General features: G+C 35.9%; 19 protein-coding genes, 1 riboswitch and 1 other annotated feature. Of the genes, 15 read left to right on the top strand and 4 right to left on the bottom strand.

Annotated features, from left to right (window positions below; all coding sequences use genetic code 11):
* The first annotated feature begins 4 nt into the window (after window positions 1-4).
* The 3 genes from ACKVQX_RS06980 to ACKVQX_RS06990 all read left to right on the top strand — a co-directional run bounded on the left by ACKVQX_RS06980 (window position 5) and on the right by ACKVQX_RS06990 (window position 8184).
* Complete coding sequence (locus tag ACKVQX_RS06980; protein ID WP_409136143.1) at window positions 5-1504, top strand: cobyric acid synthase; 1500 nt, start codon at window positions 5-7, stop codon at window positions 1502-1504.
* A 122-nt stretch (window positions 1505-1626) separates the two neighbouring features.
* Window positions 1627-4494 carry a leucine-rich repeat protein gene (locus ACKVQX_RS06985; RefSeq protein WP_325943830.1) on the top strand — a complete coding sequence of 956 codons (2868 nt, stop codon included), beginning with the start codon at window positions 1627-1629 and terminating at the stop codon, window positions 4492-4494.
* A 429-nt stretch (window positions 4495-4923) separates the two neighbouring features.
* The gene (locus ACKVQX_RS06990; RefSeq protein ID WP_325943829.1) at window positions 4924-8184 is read left to right on the top strand and encodes a CDP-glycerol glycerophosphotransferase family protein; all 3261 of its coding nucleotides are present in this window, start codon (window positions 4924-4926) and stop codon (window positions 8182-8184) included.
* Window positions 8185-8201: 17 nt separating this feature from the next.
* On the opposite strand, the gene ACKVQX_RS06995 is transcribed toward ACKVQX_RS06990, so the two are convergent.
* Window positions 8202-9260, bottom strand: coding sequence for a bifunctional transcriptional activator/DNA repair enzyme AdaA (locus ACKVQX_RS06995; protein ID WP_121176858.1), 1059 nt, complete (start codon window positions 9258-9260; stop codon window positions 8202-8204).
* Between the two features lie 168 nt (window positions 9261-9428).
* On the opposite strand from ACKVQX_RS06995, the gene ACKVQX_RS07000 reads away from it, so the two are divergent.
* Window positions 9429-9689 (top strand): hypothetical protein, encoded by a 261-nt coding sequence (locus tag ACKVQX_RS07000; RefSeq protein WP_068453917.1) that lies wholly within the window; start codon window positions 9429-9431, stop codon window positions 9687-9689.
* 68 nt (window positions 9690-9757) lie between these two features.
* Entirely contained in the window at window positions 9758-10243 is a 486-nt protein-coding gene (locus ACKVQX_RS07005; RefSeq protein ID WP_087682533.1) for a GNAT family N-acetyltransferase, read from the top strand.
* Window positions 10244-10354: 111 nt separating this feature from the next.
* On the opposite strand, the gene ACKVQX_RS07010 is transcribed toward ACKVQX_RS07005, so the two are convergent.
* From ACKVQX_RS07010 to ACKVQX_RS07020, 3 genes are all read right to left on the bottom strand, one after another.
* Window positions 10355-11422, bottom strand: a complete 1068-nt coding sequence (locus ACKVQX_RS07010; RefSeq protein ID WP_087682534.1) for a LysM peptidoglycan-binding domain-containing protein — start codon at window positions 11420-11422, stop codon at window positions 10355-10357.
* 239 nt (window positions 11423-11661) lie between these two features.
* Window positions 11662-13182, bottom strand: coding sequence for a flotillin family protein (locus ACKVQX_RS07015; RefSeq protein ID WP_068453912.1), 1521 nt, complete (start codon window positions 13180-13182; stop codon window positions 11662-11664).
* Between the two features lie 117 nt (window positions 13183-13299).
* Window positions 13300-14379, bottom strand: coding sequence for an iron-containing alcohol dehydrogenase family protein (locus tag ACKVQX_RS07020; RefSeq protein WP_368634040.1), 1080 nt, complete (start codon window positions 14377-14379; stop codon window positions 13300-13302).
* A 178-nt stretch (window positions 14380-14557) separates the two neighbouring features.
* Between ACKVQX_RS07020 and ACKVQX_RS07025 the strand changes: the two genes are divergently transcribed.
* The 10 genes from ACKVQX_RS07025 (at window position 14558) to pfkB (ending at window position 25066) form a co-directional block, all read left to right on the top strand.
* Window positions 14558-15355, top strand: coding sequence for a hypothetical protein (locus ACKVQX_RS07025; RefSeq protein ID WP_409136144.1), 798 nt, complete (start codon window positions 14558-14560; stop codon window positions 15353-15355).
* A 234-nt stretch (window positions 15356-15589) separates the two neighbouring features.
* Window positions 15590-15772 (top strand): hypothetical protein, encoded by a 183-nt coding sequence (locus ACKVQX_RS07030; RefSeq protein WP_068453904.1) that lies wholly within the window; start codon window positions 15590-15592, stop codon window positions 15770-15772.
* A 91-nt stretch (window positions 15773-15863) separates the two neighbouring features.
* Complete coding sequence (locus tag ACKVQX_RS07035; RefSeq protein ID WP_068453903.1) at window positions 15864-16577, top strand: Fe-S oxidoreductase; 714 nt, start codon at window positions 15864-15866, stop codon at window positions 16575-16577.
* Window positions 16578-16592: 15 nt separating this feature from the next.
* On the top strand, window positions 16593-17105 hold the full coding sequence (locus ACKVQX_RS07040) for a GNAT family N-acetyltransferase (protein WP_087682537.1): 513 nt from the start codon (window positions 16593-16595) through the stop codon (window positions 17103-17105).
* A gap of 561 nt (window positions 17106-17666) precedes the next feature.
* Window positions 17667-17899, top strand: a binding site (T-box leader).
* A 60-nt stretch (window positions 17900-17959) separates the two neighbouring features.
* Window positions 17960-19534 carry a 2-isopropylmalate synthase gene (locus ACKVQX_RS07045; protein WP_068453900.1) on the top strand — a complete coding sequence of 525 codons (1575 nt, stop codon included), beginning with the start codon at window positions 17960-17962 and terminating at the stop codon, window positions 19532-19534.
* Window positions 19535-19601: 67 nt separating this feature from the next.
* Window positions 19602-19705, top strand: a riboswitch (TPP riboswitch).
* Between the two features lie 99 nt (window positions 19706-19804).
* Window positions 19805-20503, top strand: coding sequence for a thiaminase II (gene tenA / locus ACKVQX_RS07050; protein WP_068453899.1), 699 nt, complete (start codon window positions 19805-19807; stop codon window positions 20501-20503).
* A 106-nt stretch (window positions 20504-20609) separates the two neighbouring features.
* Complete coding sequence (locus tag ACKVQX_RS07055; RefSeq protein ID WP_409136145.1) at window positions 20610-22424, top strand: diguanylate cyclase; 1815 nt, start codon at window positions 20610-20612, stop codon at window positions 22422-22424.
* 123 nt (window positions 22425-22547) lie between these two features.
* A complete protein-coding gene (locus ACKVQX_RS07060) occupies window positions 22548-22979 on the top strand; it encodes a MarR family winged helix-turn-helix transcriptional regulator (protein WP_068453892.1) in 432 nt (143 codons plus the stop codon).
* A gap of 18 nt (window positions 22980-22997) precedes the next feature.
* On the top strand, window positions 22998-23984 hold the full coding sequence (locus ACKVQX_RS07065; protein WP_087680537.1) for a ring-cleaving dioxygenase: 987 nt from the start codon (window positions 22998-23000) through the stop codon (window positions 23982-23984).
* 167 nt (window positions 23985-24151) lie between these two features.
* The gene (gene pfkB / locus ACKVQX_RS07070) at window positions 24152-25066 is read left to right on the top strand and encodes a 1-phosphofructokinase (RefSeq protein ID WP_409136146.1); all 915 of its coding nucleotides are present in this window, start codon (window positions 24152-24154) and stop codon (window positions 25064-25066) included.
* Window positions 25067-25074 lie beyond the last annotated feature (8 nt).

Below are 25074 nucleotides of genomic sequence, written 5' to 3' on the forward strand. Positions count from 1 at the left end.
GACGATGCCAGCAAAAGCAGTCATGATTCAAGGAACGTCATCGGATGTGGGAAAAAGTATGTTGGCGACAGCTCTCTGTCGTCATTTTTCAAATGCAGGTTATCGCGTCGCACCATTCAAATCACAAAACATGGCACTGAATTCCTATGTAACTGTGAGTGGTGGCGAGATTGGTCGTGCGCAAGGGGTGCAAGCAGAAGCAGCGCGCGTCGAAGCGACAACGGATATGAACCCAATTCTGTTAAAGCCAAAGCAAGATATGATGTCTGAAATTATCGTACATGGAAAACATCATCTCAATATGACAGCTAAGTCGTACCGCAATGACTTTGTTGATGAGGCATTACCCATTGCAGTAGAAGCAGTGCAACGTCTAAAAGAATCCTATGATGTTATTGTTTTAGAGGGTGCTGGAAGTCCAGCCGAAATTAATTTAAAAGCACGTGACATTGCCAACATGAAGATGGCACATGCGGCAGATGCAGCTGTCATCTTAGTGGCTGATATCGACCGCGGTGGTGTATTCGCTTCAATCGTCGGAACACTCGCATTACTTGATGAAGACGAACGTGCGCGTGTAAAAGGTATCATCATTAATAAGTTTCGTGGCATGAAAGAATTACTAGATGATGGTTTAGAATGGCTAGAGCAGTATACAGGCATTCCTGTCCTCGGTGTCGTTCCATATATGGATGTACAGATTGAAGCAGAAGACTCTCTTGCACTCTCGGCACTACGTTTAAAACGCCCGAAAGACAATGAATTCGACTTAGATGTTGCAGTCATTCAATTACCACGCATTTCGAATTTCACAGACATCGACCCGCTCATGGACGAACCAGGTGTTGGCGTACGTTTTGTGAAAACAGTCGCAGAATTGAAAAATCCCGATGTCATTATTATACCGGGGACAAAAAATACGATTGACGACCTCGCATGGCTGCGTGCGCAAGGTTTTGAAGAAGAACTGACGACGCGTGATGTCGCCATTGTCGGGATTTGTGGTGGTTATCAAATGTTAGGGCAGTCTTTATATGACCCTGATTTTGTGGAGGGGAATGTAGACTATACAGAAGGTCTTCGTTTATTACCGATTGAGACGACTTTTGTCGGTGAGAAGAAGACCGTTCAAAATAGCGGCATTCGTTTTGGCACAAATGAACGTCTAACAGGCTATGAAATTCATCTCGGACGTACAAAACATACACATCTCTGTGAGCCATTTCTTCTATTAAATGATGGACGAACAGATGGCGCAGTTGTTGGACGTATTCTCGGCACATATTTCCATGGAATCTTCCACAATCGCACATTTACACGCCAAATGGTCAATGAATGGCGAATTTATAAAGGACTTGCGCCACTCGATGCAACTGTAAAATCAGAAAAAGAATTACGTGAACACGCCTATAATGTAGCAGCCGAACAATTTGAACAAGCAGTCGATTTAGAAAAGCTGTATGAAATAATGGGGTTAGAACGTGTTGCTACAATAAGTGAATAAAGATGTAACCAGAACAAAGTTTAATATGTTCTGGTTTATTTTTGTTAGTATTTTGATTTATTTACGTATATTTAAATGAAAAATGGTATGATGTATGAGGTTTTAAAAGGAGGAAGAAATAAATGATTAAAAAAATAGGTTTATCGATGGTTTTATTCATCATGGCTACACTTATTTTTACACCAAAAATATTTGCTAATGAACAAGACTATACATATATTATTGAAGATGATGCTATTACAATTACAGGATATATAGGAAAAGAAAAAAATATTCAAATTCCATCAAAAATCAATGGTATGCCTGTAAGGAAAATAGGGGAATTAGCTTTTGCACATAAAAATATAGAAGCAGTTTCTTTTCCAAGTACAGTAGAAGTTATTGAACGTGCAGCGTTTTTTTCGAATGAACTTCAGACATTAACGCTACCGAATACTATAAAAGAAATAGGCGAAAGTAGTTTTGATTATAATCATATAGCGGAAGTGAAATTATCAAATCAATTAAAAGAAATCCCAAAAAGCGCATTTAGTTCGAATCGTTTAATAAAAGTTGATATTCCTAATTCAGTAAAAATAATTGGTTCGTCTGCATTTGAGCGTAATCGATTGACAACAGTGAAATTGTCTAATCAGTTAGAGATAATTGGTGATCGAGCTTTTAAATCAAATTATATGAAGCAAGTACAACTACCAAAGACTCTGTATAAGATTGGGAATTTTGCATTTGAATATAATCAACTAAAAAGTCTGATTATACCTAGTAAAGTCACAACAATTGGTCGTAATGCATTCAAATTAAATCAATTAGAAACAATCTCACTTTCAAACAGCGTTCAACAAATTGGAGAGTCTGCTTTTGCAAGTAATCGATTAAAAGAAATAACGCTTCCTCAATCACTTCAAGTAATTGAGAAAAGTGTGTTTCATAAGAATCAACTTACAAAAGTAGTTATAAATGAACATATTAAGACAATTCAGAGTGGTGCTTTCAGTGACAATCACCTTACGATATTTGATTTATCGCATGTTCAAGAAATAGGTGCAGGTGCATTTAGTAGTAATAAATTAAAAACAGTTAATTTAGCGCATATGACGTCTGTTGGTTCACATGCTTTTGAAAAGAATCAAATTGTTAATTTCATCTTACCAACTAATATGACGAAAATACCGGACTCTTTATTTGAAAATAATAAATTAAAAACCCTTCAATTGTCTGAGAAAATCACAGAAATAGGTGCAAGTGCATTTGCAGCGAATTATTTATCGCAAATTCAGTTAAGTAACGAAATGCATACGATTGGTTCTCGAGCATTTAAAGATAATCAACTTACAAATATAGACTTACCATTAAAGCTTAAAAAATTAGGTGAAAGCTCATTTAAAAATAATCATTTGACTACAGTTGTGGTACCAGAAGGGCTTCAAAAAATTGGATCTAACGCTTTTGAAGATAATCAGTTAAAACATGTTACATTACCCGATAGTTTAGAAGTCATCGATTATGCTGCTTTTCAAGAAAATTTAATAGAAACCATACAATTGCCAGAAGGAATTAAACAAATTGATTCATATGCTTTCTCAAATAATCAATTGAAAAAGCTAAAAATCCCATCTGCAATGATTAAAATTTCTTCAGATTCCTTCTCGAAGAATCAGCTTAAGACTTTAACAATTCCTAAAAATATTCAAGTCATAGATTTAAGAGCTTTTAAACAGAATCAACTACAGAATGTGACGATTGAAGAAGGCATAAAAGTATGGGGAGAAGAAGCACTTTCACAAAACCCTATTGAAAAAATCACATTTTCAGCAGACGAAATGCCTACATTTGAAAAAGCAATGTCGCAACAGAATCAGATGACAAAAATGGATGGGAACATGTTAAAAGGTCATATTGCTTGGATGACGGATGAACAGTTAACAACGAAGTGGGATGGCAAAACTGCGAATACAACTATTTATCGCAAATGGGGTTATTTACCAGAAATCAAAGGGTTAGAAGATGCCTATGTGACAATAGGAGAAGATTTTGATTTCCTAAAGGATGTTGAAGCTTTTGATGTAGAGGATGGCAATCTTACGCAAAAAATCACGTGGGACGTAAACAGCCTATATAAAAGTAAAATCGGCAATTATACCATTCAATATGTTGTTAAAGATTCAGATGGTCTCGTTCGCTTTTATAATCGTAAATTGAATGTTGATACGAACACAAAACCAGTGATTACAGGTAAATCAAAAGAGATTATTCCATACAATAAGTATTTTGATCCGTTCGAAAATGTACAAGTAACTGACCAAGAAGATGGGAATTTACAAGAAAAAACGACTGTGACAGGGTGGGACTTTGACACAACGAAGCCGGGTATTTATAAACTCACATATCGTGTGAAAGACGCACGTGGAAACGAAGCTGTGTTTTATAAAACGGTTCATGTTAAGCCGTATAAAGTGTATTGGAATAAACAAACATCAGCAACAGCGAGGACGATTCCTGTAGCTTGGGATCAAGTAGTCGGCGCAAGTGGATATGAGGTGTTGTTATATGATCGTAATGGAAAGTATTTACGAAAATATGATACCAAAAAAACAGTTTATACATTTAAAGAATTAGAGCCATTAACTTACTATTCCTTCCGCGTGCGTGCATATAAACAAGTAGGATCACAGCGTATCTTAGGTGATTTATTTATAAAAGAGCGTATTGTCACAGCGCCAAGTGCACCAAAGATTCAATGGAAGAAGTTAAAAAATGATTATCGAATTACATGGCCCCGTAATGCAAATGTTTCATTATATAAAATACAATGTAGTACATCGAAAACATTTAATAAGAAGTATACAAGAACGTTAAATTCAAATAAACCGCTTGTGTATGTAGGTGATCCAAAGAATAAAAAAACGTATTATGTACGTGTTCAAGCTATCAAATATTATAAAGATCGACAATATACTAGTGCGTGGAGTCAAGTAAAGGTATTAAAATAGAATAAGTTTTCAAAAATTATCATAATGAATAGAATCCCGTATAAATCTAATCGTTATACGGGATTTTTATATATAAAAATATGATGTTAAGAACTTTTAAAGTCATAAAAATACTATATAAAAATAGGTATAAGTTGAAAATGACTAAAAAAAGAAAAAGTTTTCAAAAATGAAACAAATAAAGGTTTAAAAACGTTATATAACAGGTATAAAAAAACAAAATAGTAAAAATATTAACTATATGAGTATAACAAAAAGTTCGTTTTCCAATACATAGTTGTAAAGAGAATGTAATATAAATGTAAAAATGTTCTACAGATTTTCAATTTAATAATGATATAATATGATGGATTAATTATAATCTTATATAATTATTAATTTTATATGTATGGAAAAATGACGTTTTGTTTGAAAACTAGGAGAGATTAGATGTTTATATTAGAGCAAAATAAAAACACCTTTCATATTACATTAGAAGAATTATCACAAGGTGCTTATCAATATATACTTTTAAAAAATCGTGAGTGTGTCATCACGATTCCAATCACTTCTTTACAAGTGACGATTGAAGAAAGATATTTTGAACAATGGTTTGAACAATATGGCACAACAGATGCTATTTTAACAATTGCATATTTATACCCTTTAGAAGACGAGGAACAGGCTTTACGTAAAGATCGTGTGGTTGAAGTAGATGGCGAATTATTTGAACAACGCTATCGTTTATTTAAACCTCATCGCATGCAATTGGAGTTAAAAGACTTACATACATTTCAGTTGAATGGACATACAATCGATCCGCACTTTACAAAAGAAGGTTACTTGGTCTTTTCTTTTGATGCAAATAAGCGTGCAACAGATTATTATGCAGCGCGTAAACTAACAAAAATTCACCCAACAAAAGATTATTTACATTTACAAGCTCAGCTCTCTGTTCGTAACTTACCACTGACTTCGATTGAATTAGAATTACAGTCGCGTAACACAGGTGAGAGTAGTTTTGTAGGTGTGGAAGCAAAGCTTGTAAAAATGCAAAAGAAAAAAAGTGGTTATGTCTATCACTATGAATTAAATGTGAAGGCACAAGAGAGTATTCGAACTCTTTTAAAAATAGTTAATGCGCAGTTTGATGAAGATGTATGGGATTTATGGTGGGTGTTACGCCAAAAAGATGTTCAAGATGTAGCACGCGTACGTTGTGGTATGCCACGAATTATTGTAGAACAGTTGATGAAAGGGCAAATTAATATTGCAGATAGTCAATATGTACATAATTTCGTCCCATATCTAACAGTAAAGGGACGCAATCTATCGTTCTTTTATAATCAATATACAAAAGAAGAATTTGAGATGTATCAAAAAGTATTGAAAAAAGGTCGCGTAAAAAAAGCGAATGAGCGTCCAATTTGGATTGTTGGGGAGCGTCCGTACAAAGCACAGGATAATGGTTTACGCTTCTTCGAGTATTTGCGAACACAGCATCCAGAGATTGATGCGTATTATATCATTCGAGAAGATTCGCCAGAACGCGTGAATGTAGAATCATATGGTAATTTACTTGACTATCGTTCAAAAGAACATTTTGATTTACTTGTAAAAGCAGATTATATTTGTGGAACACATCATCCAGATTTCTTGTATCCAAATCGTTCAAAAGAGTTTATGAAGTGTATTCGTGCAAAGCAAATCTTTTTACAACATGGTGTATTAGGTGTGAAAAATATTTCAGGATTTTACAGTAAAAAGATGAAAGATTTCCAAACCGATCTATTTATTACATCATCTGAACGTGAAAAAGATATTGTAGTACGCGATTTGAACTATGAAGAATACGAAGTAGCTGTAACAGGCTTACCTCGCTTTTCACGTCTTTTTACAGATGATATTGAAGTGAAAAAACAAGTACTAATCATTCCAACTTGGCGCGATTGGCTGACGACGAATGATAAATTTTTAAAATCTGAGTATTTAGAGCGCTATACAGAACTACTTCATAATGATCGACTACTTGCACTGAAAAATCAGGGAGTAGAATTACTATTCTGTTTACACCCAAATATGCAACAATTCGTTGATTACTTTGATATACCAGAAGAAATTACAGTTATTCGTCAAGGAGACCGCTTAGTACAAGATTTATTAAAAGAGAGTGCGCTATTAATTACCGACTATTCGAGTGTAGCATTCGACTTTAGTTTCCTTCATAAACCTGTTATTTATTATCAATTTGATCGCGATCATTTCCTCGGAAAGTATCCATCGCATCTAGATATTGATGCGACATTACCGGGATTTATTACAGATGATGGTGAAGAAGTAGTAAATGAAACATTGCGTTCATATGAAGCTAATTTCAAAATGTCAGATCATTATAAAGAGTTAGCCAATCAGTTTATTGCAAATCGTGATGTGTACTCGAATGATCGAATTTTTGAAGCGATTCAAAAAATGCCAAAGAAAAAACCAATCTATGACACGCTTAAACATCATCAAGTATATGATGCGAGTATGAGGAAATTTAGAAAAAGTAAGAAGTATTTTTCAGCAATGCGCAAAATGTATAAAGTGATGTCGAAAACACTGAAAAAAGATCCGAAACTCATTTTATTTGAAAGTGGTGTAGGAAAACAAATTTCAGATAGCCCTAAAAATATTTACGATGAGCTGGTAAAACGAAACTCAGATTATCGTTATATCTGGGTGTACAATGGTAAAGATGAATTTAAAAAATCACATACGAAAGTGATTAAACGTCTAAGTCCTGAGTATTTTTATTACTTAGCGAAAGCGAAGTTTTGGATTAATAATCAGAACTTCCCGAGCTATTTAAAGAAAAACTCAAAACAGACCTATATTCAGACATGGCATGGTACACCACTGAAAAAAATGCAAAATGATGTAGAGGACTTTAAAGGCAAAGATCCTGGTTACTTAGCACGTGTAAACCAAGCGGTGAAGCAGTGGGACTATTTAATTTCGCCAAGTCCATATGCGACAAAAGCTTTCCGCAGTGCTTTTCAATTCAAAAAAGAAGTTTTAGAGGTGGGTTATCCACGTAATGATATTTTTTATCATCCAGAGGAGCAGAAACAGTATATTGAACAAGTGCGTTTGAAATACAACATTCCAAAAGATAAAAAGGTATTATTATATGCACCGACATTTAGAGATGATGATTTAGATGAGAATGGTAAACATATATTTAATATGCAGCTAGATTTGCAAAAACTATACGAACAGTTTGGCGATGAGTATGTTATTTTAATGCGTACACATGTTATTGTAGGGAATCGTTTACCAATCCCACTTGAATATCGTCATTTTGTTATAAATGTATCACGTTATCATGACATTCAGCATTTGTATTTAATTGCAGATGTATGTATGACAGATTATTCTTCTGTTATGTTTGATTTTGCTCATACACGCCGTCCACTGCTATTCTTTACGTATGACTTTGATCATTATAAAGAGAATTTACGTGGTTTCTATATGGACTTTGAAAAAGAAGCACCGGGTCCTTTACTACGTAATACAGATGATTTAGTAAATGCACTATCGAATATAGAAGAAATGACGAAAACGTATGCAGAAAAATATGCAGCTTTCCATGAAAAATATTGTGGTCTAGAAGATGGACATGCAGCAGAGAAAATCGTAGATCGTTTTTTCCCAGATGCACGTAAATAATAAAAACGGAGATGAGCTTAATCGCTCACTCCGTTTTTTTCTGCCTCTAATGCGAGTAAATATTTTTTGCGTTCGATGCCACCACCATATCCACCGAGATCACCATTTTGTTGAATAACGCGATGACAGGGGATGATGATGGCAATTTGATTTGCACCGTTTGCATTACCAATCGCTCGAACACTTGTGGGTCGGTTAATGTTATGTGCAATTCCTGTGTAAGAAGTCGTCTCCCCGTAAGGAATTTGTTCAAGTGCATGCCAGACCTCTTGCTGAAAAGGTGTACCACTATACATGAGTGGAACAGAAAATTGTGTACGCTGTTCATTAAAATATTGCTCTAATTCTGTTGTGGTTTGTTTATGAATAGACGTGTTTCCAACCAAAATACGTGCGTCGTATCGCATACGAAGACGTTCAATTTCCTTTTCTAAACCGCGTCGATCGATAAATTCTAGTAAATAGAGTGCTTCTTCTGTAGAAATGGCAATCATACGCCCAATTGGTGTTGCAATCATATTCATATAGAGAATGATTGAATTTGCTTTTTTAGGTGGGTTCCCCATAATTTTTGAGAACGCATCGTGGAATGCGCTTGAGGATTCATAGCCTGTTGCGAGTTGTTGATTTATAACTGTTTCACCGTGTGTAATTTCTTTGAACGCAATGCCCATACGGCGTGCGCGTGCATATTGTACAAAAGTCATACCATATACTTCTTTGAATTTTCGTCTTGCAGTTGCCGAGTGGACACCAAGTGCTTGAAAGTCAGCTTCTTTCCAGCGACGTGCAGGATCAGCTTCTACTGCTTCAACCAGATTGCGCACTTCTGCTGGAATCTGTTGTGGATAGAAGAGCGGATGACACCTTTTACAAGGACGATAGCCAGATAGAAGTGCTTCTTCAGCTGTATGAAAAAATGTACAGTTTTCAAATTTCGGTTTTTTCGCTGTACATGTCGCATGACAGAAAATACCTGTTGTACGAATGCCTGCAAAGAAAATACCGTCATATGCAGGATTTTTATTTAATAAAGCTTCATAATACTCTCGTTGTAAAGTAGGATCTGTAATCATTTAACACGCCTCTTTTCGATAGAAGATACATTCATTATAAAGAAAATGAATAGAAAAAACGTCCGAAAAATGAACAACTAATTTTAAAATTTATATGGAATGGATAATAGAAGTGGATTTTTAGGGAATAAGAAAAATAAATTCAAGAGAAGAAAGGAGAAATGGCAGATGAATAAATATGGTGTTTTCTCGGTCGTTCTTTTTATTATCGCAACGCTTGTTTATCTTACGTCAATTTTCGTTTCAGATAAACTTTTCCCTGATCCTGTGCTTATTCTATTAACAATTATTGTCCCTTTCATTGGAATTTTGTGCGCATTAAAAGATACGAACAAGACACGAGCATTTGGTGTCGTAGCAAATTCACTTGTCCTTATATTTTCAGGCATTATCCCTGCACTTGTCACATTGTTTAAAACATTATTTTAAAATGGGAAGGGGAGTGGGCTTCGTCCCAACCTTCTTTTTTTCTGTATAATAGATGTGAGGTGAGGAAGATGTACATAAGACAAGTAGAAGAAAAAGATTTATCCATGTTAGTAGAGATTGAACAACAAGGCTTTACACCAGAAGAAGCTGCAACAAAAGAAGCCTTTATTCAGCGCATTCAACAAATTCCAGATACATTTTTAGTAGCAGAAAGCGCTGGAGAAATTGTTGGCTATGTGAATGGACCCGTCATTTCGAAACGGTATATTACAGATGATTTATTTACAGAAACGATGCATAATCCACATGAAGGCGGTTATGCGAGTATTTTGGGTTTAGCTGTTTCAAAAAAAGCACGCAAACAAGGAATTGCAGCAAAGCTATTGAAGGTATTTGAAGAACAAGCAAAGAAACATAAGCGACAAGGTGTTACACTGACCTGTAAAGCAGAGTTAATTCCATTTTATGAGCATCTTGGTTACACAAATGAAGGTATTGCAGAATCAGTGCATGGTGGTGTTGTTTGGTATAACATGGTGAAAGAATTTGTATAGTATGAAAAATTAATTTGAGTATAAGAAAAGCAGAAATCTCCTTTATTGGACGATTTCTGCTTTTTGTTGCAAACTTTAAAAAGAGTGAAACACGGCTCTATTCACATATTATTAAAAACGCTTATAACCTACAAAGTGTGATTGCCAGTAGCTATTTGTAATATCATCAATTTGAACATGGTCACCAGAAGCGCTAACCATTTTTCCACCACCAATGTAGAAACCTACATGTGAAATACCTGATTTATATGTTCCTTCGAAGAATACTAAATCACCGTATTGTGGTGTTGTTACTTTTGTGCCAAGTGTATAATAACCAGCAGCAGAAGTACGACCATAATTGAATCCAGCTTGTTTAAATGCATAATCAATTAAACCAGAACAATCAAAACCTTGACTTGGAGAAGAACCGCCGAATACATATGGAACACCAACTTGTGTTAATGCCGCTTTAGTTGCAGCAACAAGTGTACTTGATTGGCTTGGTGCTTGTTGTGTTTGTTGATTGTTTTGCTGTGTATTTTGTTGCGTATTTTGTGTTGAAGTTGTTGGATTACTTGTTTGTACCACTTGATTAGATGGTGCTTGTGATGCTGAAGCACCACGTACTTTTAATGTTTGACCTACATAAATCATTGTAGAAGATAGATTATTATTTTCCATTAATTGTGTGTAAGTTGTATTGTGTGCTTGCGCAATTTTAGATAATGTATCACCTTTTACAACTGTGTACGTACCAGAAGTTGTATTTGCTGGCTTTGAAGTAGTTGTTGTTTGGTTATTCGTTGTTGTTTGATTCGTTGTAGTCGTTTGTTGTTTTGAACCACTTACTTTTAACGTCTGACCAGGATAGATCATTGTAGAAGAAAGATTGTTTAACGACATAATTTGTTGATATGATGTACCGTATTTTTGTGCAATTTTAGATAATGTGTCACCTGATACAACTTTATATGTATCTTGCGTTGTTGTTTTTTGAGCCGTTGTTTGAGCTTGCTTCGATGGAAGCGTTTTAGAAAGTTCGTATTGTAATGCTTGTTTTTGAACTTGTTGTTGCTGCTCTTGTTTCATTTCTTGACCGCTATTTGCCATTGCATTTGCATCAGTTTGACCTGTTAGTGAAGATATAAATAAAGTTGAGCCTAATGTTAAAGAGGCTACAATTGTTTGCTTTTTCATTGAAAATAAACACTCCTACTTATTCATTTTTTGGAACAACTCTATCTTAACAGGTAAATATAACAAATAGATGATGTAAACATGTTATTTTCATAACTATTATATTAAAATAAGACGGAAATATAAAAAATATAACAAAAATATATCTTTTTTAACAAATAATACATGAAAAAAGCAATATAAAGTTATTTAAATAAAATAAAAAATCATCTGCATAAAGAGCCAGATGATTTTTTTAGTTATACAAGTGTTTGTTGTGCATCTTCTTCATCAATTGTTGTTTCAAATAGTTCCATATCATCGTGAGAAAGTGCCACAGGTTCGTCGTCTAAACTCGCTTCTTTTTCTGTTTTACCACCTAAATAGTTACGTCCATATGAAGCATTTGTTTCGAGTAAGTCTTTAATGTCGATCCCAGTGGTTTCTTTTAATGATTTTTGTACCATCGACATAACGCCAACTGTGTTTCCAGCAACGCCTTGCACACCGCCACCTTCACCGCCAAAGTCCATTACTTGTACATTTTTAATAGAAGCAAGTGGTTCTGCAACTGCGCGAGCAAAATCAGGAAGGGCTTTAATGAACATTTCAGCAATTGCCGCTTCACCGTATTCTTTCATGGCTTCAGCTTTCTTTTTAATAGCTTCCGCTTCCGCAATACCTTTATCACGAATCGCATCAATTTCAATTTGATTTTTACGTGCAATGGCGTCGTTTTCTACTTTTAATTGTAACTCTTTTGAACGAGATTCGGCTTCCGCTTGACGCTCTGCAATACGTGCTTTTGCATCATTAGCGATGACTTCTTTTTCAGAAGCAATTTGTGCGTCAATAATTGCTTGTTGCTTTGCTAATTCTTTTAATTCTAGTTGTGCTTTTTCACGTTCACGCTTCGCCTGTGTTTCTTTTTCAATTAAGTCCAGTTCTAGTTCAGCTTGTTTTTTCTCATAGGCTTGTTTTGCAATCGCTCGCTGTTCGTTTAGTTCACGTTCACGTTTTGTTTTTTCTAATTCTAAGTCGTTTTGTGATTTCGTCTGTTCTAATTGTAAATCGGTGTGTTGACGCGTGATTTCAATGTTTGATTCACTTTTTGCACGTTCTGTTAACTGAGCATTTGTCGCCTTGTTTTCTTCAATTTGACGTTCTGCATCTGAGCGTGCGTTTTGTGCTTGTTTAGAAGACTCTGCCAGTTTTGTAATTCCTAAATTCTTTAAAAAACCGAGTTCAGAATCATATTCGTCTGCATCGAGTACGCGGTCAAGAGAGAAATTGACCACATTAAAGCCCATAGATTGTAAGTCGGATTCTGACTTTTCTTGTACAACTTGAATAAAGTTTTCGCGTGCATTGTTTACTTCAAGTGCACCTTGTTCTGCTACTGTTGTGCGCAATTTACCTTCTAAAATAACACGTAATTCTTTAGAAATTTCGTCAGGTGCTTTTCCCATGAACTGCTCAGCAAACTTAATGACAGCTTCTAGTTCATCGGCTACTTTAATTGTAGAAGTTGCATGAACGGTAATAGGTACTTCGTCTTTTGTGAGAATACCTTCTGCTTTTAATGGAATTTGGAATGAATTGAGAGAAATCGTATGTGCAGATTGAAAAGGAGTAACGAGAACAGTGCCACCACGTACAACACGCAAGCGACGTCCATCTCTTATGTAGACACCAGGGTCGCCTTCTTTTCCGACGTTTTTCCCTGAAATAATGAGTGCTTCATTTGGTGCAACTTTTTTATAGCCAAATTTAAAAACCATACAAGAACCTCCATAAAAAGTTTTTTAAGGAAAAAATATCCTTACTATAAGGTTAGTGTAAGAAGAGGGAGGCGTCAACATGAAAAAAGGCACCTTTTTACAGAGTGCCTTGTATTGTTATGATTGTGTTTGATGATAAGCTTCTAAATCTGCGATTGCTTGTTTGTAAAGCTCTTTTGTAATGGGGTATGGTGAGCAAGCGATATCAACCGTTGTCAGTGCTTTATCTAAAATACGCTCAACTTCTTCTTCATTTTTCACACCAATTTGTTCAAGTGATACAGATAAATCAACACGACGCATAAAGTTATATAGACGATTACGTGCTTCAATTTGTCCATCCATTGTTAAAAGAAGTAATACACCATAACATACGATTTCACCATGTAAGTGTGATTCACAGCCTTCGACCACAGTAGAACCATAGTAGAATGAATGGGCTGCATTTGAATTGTAGTCGTTGTCGACTAATACCGATGTTAAAGCAGTTGTCATTAAGATATCCAAAGCCACTTGTTCTAAAGCGAAAGATGTTTTGTTTTCTGTACAAGAATCAAGTGCATCTTTGCCATATGTCATTAAGCGATCCGCACTATTTTGTGCCACTTGAACGCCAAGTGCATCGGTATAAGCAAGTGTTTTACCGCGCGAAGAAAAAGCAGATTCATATTCTTTTGAAATGGCATCTGCAATTCCAGCCCACAAATAAACGCTAGGTGCTTCTGCAATAATCTCTGTATCAATGAAGCAATGTTTTGGCGGGGCATTTAAAAAGAATAGTCCATCCATTTCACCAGTTGCTTTATACATCACTGATACAGCAGTATTTGGCGCGCAATTTGAAGCAATCGTTGGGAATGTGAAAACAGGTTTTGCCATACGTTCAGCAAGCGTTTTTACAGTATCTACTGCACGCCCCCCACCAACTGCGAAGATCAAGTCTGCTTCTTGTACAGTCGGGATTGCTTGTAACCGCTCGACATGTTCATAGGTTGCATCGTCACCATAAACTTGTACATCCGTTAAAATAAAGTCAGTTTTTGCTAATGAAGCTTTGATTTTGTCGATACTTTTTTCTAAAGCCGTTTGACCACCAATAATGACGACCTTTGTTCCAAATGTGTGACAGATTGCACCAATTGCATCATATGCATCTGTTCCAATCGTATAGTTTGGTAAAAATACGCTATTTGCCATCTGAGTTGCACTTCCTTTTTTATTAAGTTATATCATCATAACATAAAAACAATTGAATTTTCAGTATTTTTAAAAAATAAGATCTATATTTCAACTCATGGGTATAGTTTATTTTAGCTTTAAAAGACCGATATAAATTTTGTAATACCAATATTATACGAAAGAAAGAGGAGAGCATATGAAGAAATTTTTAGCAGTTGGACTTGCAACAACGTTATTATTATCAGCAGGTGCACAAGTAGATGCCAAACCAAAATTTATTGATAAAAACAAAAATGGCATCGAAGATAAGTGGGAAAAGAAGTACAAATTAAAAGGTGAAAATGTCGCAAAATTAGATACAGATAAAGATGGTCTAAACAACTTTGTTGAGTATAAGTTAAGTTTAAATCCAACGAAAAAAGATACGAATAAAAACGGTGTAGCAGATGCGTTAGAAGATACAGACCGCGATGGAATCAGTAATGGCACGGAACTTGAACTAGGTTTAAAACCTTATACAGCTTACAGCAAAAGTAAAAAAGTAAAAGATGGTAACTTAAAAGATACAGATGGTGTGAAATGGTCTGAAAAAGTACGTGAACTTGAAATTTCTGTTGAGTCAGGCAAAAAAGAATTTGAGCTAGAGTACGAAAAGAAAAAAGGCAAAGCGAAAATCAAATTAAAACAAAAAGGTTATAATTTAGATCAAGCGACAGTTCGTGCACTTGTAACAGATTTACAAAAAGCAATTGACGATAACTTAACAGAAGATCAAATTTTAGATTTAATCCAATCACGTTTTGAGTTAACAGACACATACGAAATTGAAGTAGAACTTGAGTACATGAATGGCGATGAATTCGAAATCGAACGCGAAGTTGAAGTGGATGATGAAGACGACGCAGATGATGAAGAAATGATTGATGAAGATGACCAAGACGATGAAGATCAAGACGAAGACCAAGATGTAGTGGTAGAAGTACCGGCTGTTTAATAGAAGATAAAATAGGGGTTGCATATATTGCAGTTCCTGTTTTTTAAATTTTCGCAATAATTTTATTTGAAACGATAAAAGAGTGGTACAGAGATAGTAAGCGCTTTAAAGTAGTTAATAGTACATATTTGATTTTTTAGATGGATATTTTGAGCAATAAAATGTTTTTTTACTCAAAAATCCGATATACTATAGATATTAAATAAGTACAGTTGGAAAGAAGTGTTATAACAGATGACAAAAGAAATTTTGAACTTTGTTGATGAAATTCAAAGTCAATTGATGTATGACTTAGTAGACGGTGAATCGAATTTAGAACAGATTGCACAGCGTTTAATGGAGTGTCACCAAACGAGCACACGCGATATTTGCCAAGCTTATGAAGTCGTAAAACATGAGTTAGTCGGTACATTATAAGTACGTCGAAAAAGCAATTTCAAATGAGATTGCTTTTTTATTATGCTATGATTATAGTACGAATTGAAAATATACAATGAAGGTGAATCAAATGCCAGCACTCACGATGGAACAAGTTTTAACATTGGATGCACATCAAGTGTACACAGTAGAACCCAAAAGAACACTTTTTACATTAGAAAGAATTCGTAAAGAGTTTTTCCAAGAGGAACTGGGTGAGTTGATGCAAGGAATTACAGAAGCCTCTTCAAAAGCAGCAGCGATTTCGCATCTATCTAAAAAATATGCACAGTTTATCGCGATGCAATTTTATATGCTGACAGCGTATGATGAGATTTGGGACGGAGATGAACGTGATTTACAATTTGATGTAACAGAGGGGAACGGGGTCTTCACTGTCTGCATGTTCGCAAATCCTAATGATTGGCGCTATGTACAAGAGGGCGACCGAGCATCCGTAATGAAATGGATTTTGTGGAAACAATGCTATGAAATTATTCAGGCGCTACGTAATACGACAAGCATTTCACCGAAAGTATTGTGGGACAATCTGTTTGTCCAATTAACGATTACATATGCAAAATTACTGGAAGACCCGATGCTAGCTGATCGTGCAATGGACGATTTAGAAATGCTAGAAAGCGCAGAAGTATGGTCCATTTTCACAGACCACTCACTTTATTTGGATTATACCAAAGGACGAGCACCACAAGATTTAGTCGGACAACCGATTCGCAAAAGTTGTTGTCTGTCAAAAGATATACCGGGTGTAGGAGAATGTGGCTATTGCCCACTTGCCAATTAAAAGGAGCGTAACTACATGATTCGTAAAGAGAAAAAACAAGATGCAGAACAAATTAGTGTCTTATTGCAACGAGCATTTCAAACAGATCCACATAGTAATCAGAAAGAGCATGAACTCGTTGAAAAGTTGCGTGTAACGGATGCCTATATCGATGATTTAGCACTCGTGTATGTTGAACAAGACAAAATTATTGGATTTATTATGTACACAGAATGTTTTATTGGTGATTTTCCAGTACTCGCTTTAGGACCGCTCGCTGTTTTACCAGAGAAACAAGGACAGGGCATTGGTACACAGTTAATGGAAGCATCTATTGAACGTGCGAAATGGAGTGGGTTTGCAGCAGTTGTTGTATTGGGACATGCTGATTATTATGCGCGCTTTGGTTTTGAACGCGCCGATCAATACGGCATTCAAGCACCATTTGACGTACCACTTGAAAATTACCGTGTGCTGCCACTATATAAAGGCGCATTAACGGATATATCAGGTGTTGTAAATTACGCGCAACCATTTTATGAAGAATGAAGAGTTGGGGAAACCCAGCTCTTTTGTTTTGGAAAAAATGAAAATTAATATTGCTGAAAGGGACAAACTCGCGTGCGAAAGGGAATCGCCGCTGTTGAAAGGGACAAACTCGCGTGCGAAAGGGAATCGCCGCTGTTGAAAGGGACAAACTCGCGCGCGAAAGGGAATCACCGCTGTTGAAAGGGACAAACTGTCGCGCGAAAGGGAATCGCCGCTGTTGAAAGGGACAAACTCGCGCACGAAAGGGAATCGCCGCTGTTGAAAGGGACAAACTCACGCGTGAAAGGGAATCGCCGCTGTTGAAAGGGACAAACTCGCGCACGAAAGGGAATCACCGCTGTTGAAAGGGACAAACTCATGCGTGAAAGGGAATCGCCGCTGTTGAAAGGGACAAACTCACGCGCGAAAGGGAATCGTGCCCATTGAAAGGGAATCCCACCTGTTAAATGGGGTATCTTGCTCTAGTACTCGACATAATAAACAAAGAAAATTAAATATTTTCTGAAAATTGGTTGACTTTGCTTTTTTAATGGTATATTATTCTAAACAATCAGATAATTCAAACAAGCAAAGATTGAAAGTAGTAGAGAAATGTTCCATCTTTAGAGAGCTAACGGTTGGTGAAAGTTAGTGATGCGCATTCTTGAACTCGTTCATGAGCACATAACCTGAACAATCGAGTAAGGTTATACGGATTCCTCCGTTATCAGGATTAAGGTGAGAATCTTAAATAAGTGGGATTGTGTGATGCAATCCAAGTAGAGTGGTACCGCGAGTAATGTCTCGTCTCTAGTAGCTAGCGATAGCTATATAGAGGCGGGACTTTTTTATTATACAGAAAAGAGGGAAAAATTATGTCGAAAAAAATCTGGCTATTTGATACAACATTACGTGATGGAGAACAAGTTCCGGGAGCGAAATTGAACTTATACGAAAAATTAGAAGTGGCACATCAATTAAAAAAATTACAAGTAGATATTATCGAAGCAGGGTTCCCCGCTTCATCAGAAGGTGACTTCAATGCAGTAAAGCAAATCGCACAAAAAGTTGGAAATACAGATGATATTATGATCACAGCTTTAGCGCGTGCAGTGAAAGCGGATATTGATTCAGTTTACAATGCTGTAAAATACGCAGAAAATCCAATGATTCACATGGTACTTGGTACATCGGATATTCACGTAGAGAAAAAATTCTCAAAATCAAAAGATCAAATTCTACAAATTGGTGTAGATGCAGTAAAATACGCAAAAACACTTTTACCACAAGTACAATATTCAACAGAAGATGCATCGCGTTCTGATTTTGAATATCTATGGAAAACAATTGAAGCTGTTATGAAAGCTGGCGCAACGATGATTAATGTACCAGATACTGTTGGTTATGCAGTACCAGAAGAATTCGGTGAAATGATTGGTAAATTAAATGATCGTATGAAAAACTTAGATGATTCTGTATTACTAAGTGTTCACTGTCATAACGACTTAGGTATGGCGACAGCGAATACACTTGCGGCAATTAAAAATGGTGCGGATAAAGTAGAGTGTACAATTAATGGAATCGGTGAGCGTGCGGGTAACGCAGCACTTGAAGAAGTCGTGATGGCACTATCAACACGTTCAAATTATTTCAATGCACATACCCGAGTCAACAAGAAAGAGATTATGAACACATCGCGCATCGTTTCGAGCTTAATGGGACTTGATGTACAAGTAAATAAAGCAATCACAGGCGACAATGCCTTTGCGCATTCATCTGGTATTCACCAAGATGGTCTATTAAAATCACGTGATGCTTATGAAATCGTGAGCCCAACAGAGGTTGGTTTAGACGATATGGAATTAGTATTAACAGCTCGTTCTGGTCGTCATGCGGTGAAAAATGCACTTGAAAACTTAGCGTTAGGCAACTTAACACCAGATCAATTTGAAGAGGTTTTTGCGGATTTCTTAAAGTTGGCTGATACGAAAAAAGAAGTGTATAACCATGACCTATTCATTTTAGTAGAAAATTATTTCAAACGTACAAATGAAGATGCAAAAGTTGCGCTTCATAGTGATGCTTTCTACCACTTAGAAGACATTCAAGTGATTTCGAATCAAATCTTCCCGTCTGCAAGTGTGAAGGTACGTCGCGGTGAGGAAGTACTGAAAGCAGCGACAGTTGGCTCAGGTTCAATTGATGCATTGTATTCAGCGCTACAAGAAGTAACAGCATTCGAAGTAAAGCTACTTGAATACAAAATTTCAAGTGTGACACGCGGTAAAGAAGCTATCGGTAAAGTGAAGTTACAAGTTGAATATGAAGGCGAAACATATATTGCAAAAGCTTCTGATACAGATGTCATTAAAGCGAGTGCACTTGCTTATATTAATGCGATTAATACGATTGTTGTCGATCAGTTCATCTCGATTCCAGAACCTGTTTAAAAAATCGCTTGACTTTCCAATTGTTGTCATAGATGATAGGTGTGTACTAACAATTAAATACACAAACAATCACTACTAGGGGTGCCATATAGAATTGGCTGAGAGAGCAGTAGCTTAACCCTCTAACTTGATACAGTTCGCACTGTCGTAAGGAAGAAGTGACATTTTTAGCATATTATTTGCAGGTCATTCTCCGTCTTTTACGATTTTCGTAATGCGGTGAGTGGCCTTTTTGTTTCCTTCGTGTTTGTGAAAAGGGAGAGAAAAAAGATGAAGTTTTCAGAGCAATTAATTGAGGAAATTCGACCGATTTGGCGTGCAAATCACGCACATCCATTCGTACAAGGAATTGGTCACGGAACATTAGAACCAGAGAAATTTCGTCACTACATGATTCAAGATTATTTATATTTAATTCAATATGCAAAAGTGTTTGCGATTGGGATTCAAAAAGCACGCGATTTAGATGTTATGACACGCTTGTCAGCTTCAGTCCATCATACGCTATCAATTGAGATGGCACTGCATCGTAAATATGCAGAGCGTTTTGGGATTTCAGAGCAAGAGATGCGTGAAGCAAAAGAAGCGCCGACAACGATAGCTTATACTCGTTATATGTTATCAGAAGCGCAGAATGGCTCACTTGCGCATGTGATCGCAGCTATCTTACCATGTGCTTGGAGCTATTTAGAGATTGGACGTGAACTCGCACAAATTCCTGGAGCTGTCGATCATCCACTTTACGGTGACTGGGTGCGTATGTATAGTGAACCGGCATTTGAACATAGCGCACAAAATATGATTGATTTGATGGATGAGTTAGCAGCTGATTTAACAGGTGATGAACTGGCACATGTTAAAGAAATTTTCTTACAAACAACTCGCTTTGAATATTTGTTCTGGGAGATGGGGAACACAATTTCTCACTGGCCTCAGGAACTTCAAGCTGACAAAATCAGTTCTATATAATAGAATGAACACCCACTGAAATTTATTCGGTGGGTGTTTTTTTATGAATAAGTAGTAATTTTATAAGAAAAAGGGAATAACTAACGGATGTAAAGGAGGGGCGTAAATGAAAAAATGGTTTGTATCACTTTTATCATTCTGTATACTTTTTATGACGTACGCTCCGATGAGTTTTGCTACCACAATGACAACACATGATTTTCGTCATTCAAATTACGATACTTTTTATGAAAATTTAAATGGAAACTGGAACTTTATACGTGGTGAATTGTTTGATCCACAAGACATGAAAGAAGAAATTAAGCTTGGAAACAGCGATATTGTCAAAGTACCTTATATGCTAAATCAGCGTTTAAATATTGATTCTGATCGTGCGACTTATAGTACAACGATTAAAGTTCCTGAATCTTTTGTTGGCCGCTATTTAAAATTTTATATACCTTTTCAATATAGTAGCTATAATTTATATGTAAATAATGTACTTATCAAAGAGAATGGAAGCCTCCTAAAAAGTAATAAGACAGCTGTACAACAAATGAAACCACAAATACCTGGTTTTCTTGTAGATCAAACGACGTTGCAAATTACGTTTCAAATGATTAGTTTTGAGAATGTAAGTGGTGGTTTGAGGAAAAGTATATCTATCGGTAATGAACAAATTATCGTGAAAAAGCAACAGCAACATGAGTTTTGGCAAGTCTTTTTAATTGGCTGTATTACATTAACTGCATGTATTTCATTACTTTTTTATGCATTTAGAAGAAAACAAAAGGAATTTTTAGCTTATGGCATGTTTTGTGCAGCAACAAGTCTATGGGGTTTTTTCACGGACTATTATTTATATACAGCCTTTTTAAACCAACTAGATTGGAGCGTGGCTCTACGTCTAACATTTATTATGCCTCAAATTGTTATGTTGTTCTATGTAGGCTATGTATATAAAATGTTTAGCGAAGCGGTCCCGAAAAAATTCATTACTTTTTATAACTATATAATGATTGTAATTATTTTCTTTACGGCATTTTCTTCTACGGTCATGTATCAAAAATTATTTAATATTATTTTGATTTTTATGTATGTTTTTTATATCTTTTTACTTGTAAGTGTTATTAGAAAAATAAATTGGCATGATTTGACACAAGTGATTACACTTGGGGGGATACTATTAGTATTTGTAGGGGCCATACATGACATGATTCGCGTTTCGGCAGCTGGAAATTCAATTCATCTTACTTTTATCATGCTAGGCATTTTTATTAGTATCCAGTGTATACTATTTTGTCGGAAATTTGCTCTACAATGGTTACAAGTTGAACAACTGAATAAAGAATTGATTTCCCTCAATGAATCTTTGGATGAAAAAATTCGCATCCGAACGAAACAATTGGAAGAAAGTAATGAAAAATTACGTGAACTAGCTTTATTAGATAGTCTTACAGGAGTTTTTAATCGTCATTATTTAAGTAGTAGTTTAGAAAAGTTATATAAACACTATAAAGACACGAAAGTACCTTTTGCTATTTTAATTTTAGATGTCGATGAGTTTAAAAAATATAATGACTATTATGGTCATATTTTAGGTGACCAACTATTAAAAAACCTTGTAAAAATTTTAACAGATGCGTTACCTGCTCGTGCGGAATTAATGCGTTATGGTGGAGAAGAGTTTGTTGTTTTGTTAGATGCTACGACTTATAGCGAAGCTTTCGATATTGCAGAGTATATGAGGAATGCAGTTGAAAAAGCAGAGCTAGAACATTTAGGGCGTGAATGTAAAGTTGTAACAATTAGTGTAGGAGGAGTTGCGTTGACAGAAGCGCAATTTACTAATACAACTGAATTTGTAAAAATAGCAGACCAACAATTATATGAAGCAAAAAATGCAGGGCGCAACTGTGTTCGAGTAAAAAATTTACATTAGCAAACACAACTTATAGTGTGAGAATTCATGCTGTAAGTTGTGTCTTTTTTAATTGACAGTATTTTTAATCCATGTTATCTTTAATTCAAGATATTTTAATTCGAGATAAAAGGAGTGGATAAAATGTCAAAAGAATTATCGCTAAAAGCATTGACGGTTCTACTTCGAGCGTCTCAGACAGTTGAAGAAGTATTGCGAAAGGACATGCAACGCTATCAGCTGAATTTAACAGAATTTGCGGTATTAGAATTGCTTTATCATAAAGGAGATCAACCGATTCAACGCATTGGTGAGAAGATTTTAATTACGAGTGGCAGTATCACATATGTTGTTGATAAATTACAACAAAAAGGCTATGTCGAGCGCGTAGCCTGTCCAACCGATCGACGCGTCACGTTTGCAGCACTTACAGAAGAAGGATGCTCATTTATTGAACGTATTTTTCCACAACATGAAGCATTAGTTGAAAAGCTATTTAATGTTGTAGATGAACATGAAAAACAGCAACTCATTACAGCTTTAAAAACAGTAGGATTACACGCCAAAAATATGTAATTAACGGAGGAAATAATCATGAATCAACAATTAAAAGGTATCCATCACGTCACAGCTATTACAAGTAGCGCAGAAAAAAACTATGAATTTTTTACGAATGTATTAGGTATGCGTTTAGTGAAAAAAACAGTCAATCAAGATGATATTCAAACATACCATACATTCTTTGCGGATGATCGAGGTTCAGCTGGAACAGATATGACATTCTTTGACTTCCCAGGAATTCCAAAAGGAACACATGGTACAAACGAGATTTCACGTACAGGTTTCCGTGTACCAGATGATGCAGCACTTGAATATTGGGCAAAACGCTTTACACGTTTAGGTGTAAAACACGACGGTATTCAAACACAATTTGGTGTAAAAGTATTACCATTTACTGATTTTGATGATCAACGATACCAACTTGTATCAGATGAACATAATGAAGGGATTAAAAGTGGTACACCATGGCAAAACGGTCCAATCCCACTTGAATATGCGATTACTGGTTTAGGACCAATCGAAATTACCATTGCTGATTTTAAATATTTTAAAATGATGCTAGAACAAGCACTATTATTTAAAGAAGTCGCACAAGAAGGAGACTTTCATCTATTTGAAGTAGGAACAGGCGGAAATGGTGCGCGTGTTATTGTGAAACACGATGAAACATCACCAAATGGTCGACAAGGTTTTGGAACTGTTCACCATGCGGCGTTCCGAGTAGAGGACCGTGAAGTGTTAGACTACTGGACAAAACGAATGGAAGAAATCGGATTTAATACATCGGGTTATGTGAATCGTCACTTCTTTGAATCACTTTATGCACGTGTAGCACAAGGCATTCTATTTGAGTTCGCAACGGACGGTCCAGGATTTATGGGAGATGAACCTTATGAAACATTGGGTGAAAAATTATCACTTCCACCATTCTTAGAACCAAAACGTGATTATATCGAAAGTGTTGTTCGTCATTTTGATACAGTGCGCTCAACAAAAACATTTGAAAAAGAATACGAATAATGAACAAGCGAGAATCATCTTTATAGGTGATTCTCTTTTTTTATATTAAATTTCTTCTGAAAGGGTAAAGGTATAGCAGTTATAACCAAATAGCGTTTTAATCCCGAATCCAATCGGGTAAAAGGTTATAGATTAGAGTATTAAAAAAGAGATGGAGGGGGGATTCGATGATTTATACTGTTACATTTGCACCGTCAATTGACTACATTCCATATGTAGATGATTTTCAAGCGAATACGTTAAACCGTGCAAAAGAAGTAAGTTATTACCCTGGTGGTAAAGGCATTAATATTTCACGTGTACTCAAACGAATGGAAGTAGACGCTACAGCACTCGGTTTTGTCGGAGGCTTTACAGGTGATTATATTCAACAGTTTTTACAAAGAGAACAAGTACCTTCTGCATTCATTCAAGTAGATAGTGTAACGCGGATTAATGTCAAAATTAAATCACAGCAAGAGACGGAACTGAATGGCCCAGCACCCACACTGCAAAGTCAAGAAATAGAGCAACTACTACATTTTCTACAATTACACGCAAAAGAAGATGATTGGGTTGTAGTATCAGGAAGTATTCCAGAAACAGTGACAAATGGCTTCTTTGAACAACTTCAAAAAAGTTGTGCATTAACCGGTGCAAAGTGGGTACTCGATACGTCAGGACCACGCTTAAAACAACTTTTACAATATCAACCGTACTTTATTAAACCGAATCAGCACGAGTTAGGTGAATTAGTAGGAGATACAATCGACACATTGGAACAAGCTGTAGCACATGCAAAAAAATTAACAGAACAAGATGTATCACTTGTAATTGTATCGCTTGGTGGTGAAGGTGCAGTATGTGTGAGTAGTGACACACAATTTCTGGCAAAAGCTCCTAAAGGACAAGTTGTCAATACAGTAGGAGCTGGCGATTCACTTGTGGCAGGTATGGTTGCTCAATTAGCACAACAGCAAAGTTTACAAGATGCATTCCGTTACGGCGTTGCTTCAGGTAGTGCTACAGCTTTTAAAGAAGATTTATGCCATAAAGAAGAAGTAGAAAAACTCGTTCCACAAGTCGAAATTCAAACAATTTAAGAGGTGAA

The organism is Kurthia sp. ISK08, from assembly GCF_046159805.1.
Classification (GTDB): domain Bacteria; phylum Bacillota; class Bacilli; order Bacillales_A; family Planococcaceae; genus Kurthia; species Kurthia gibsonii.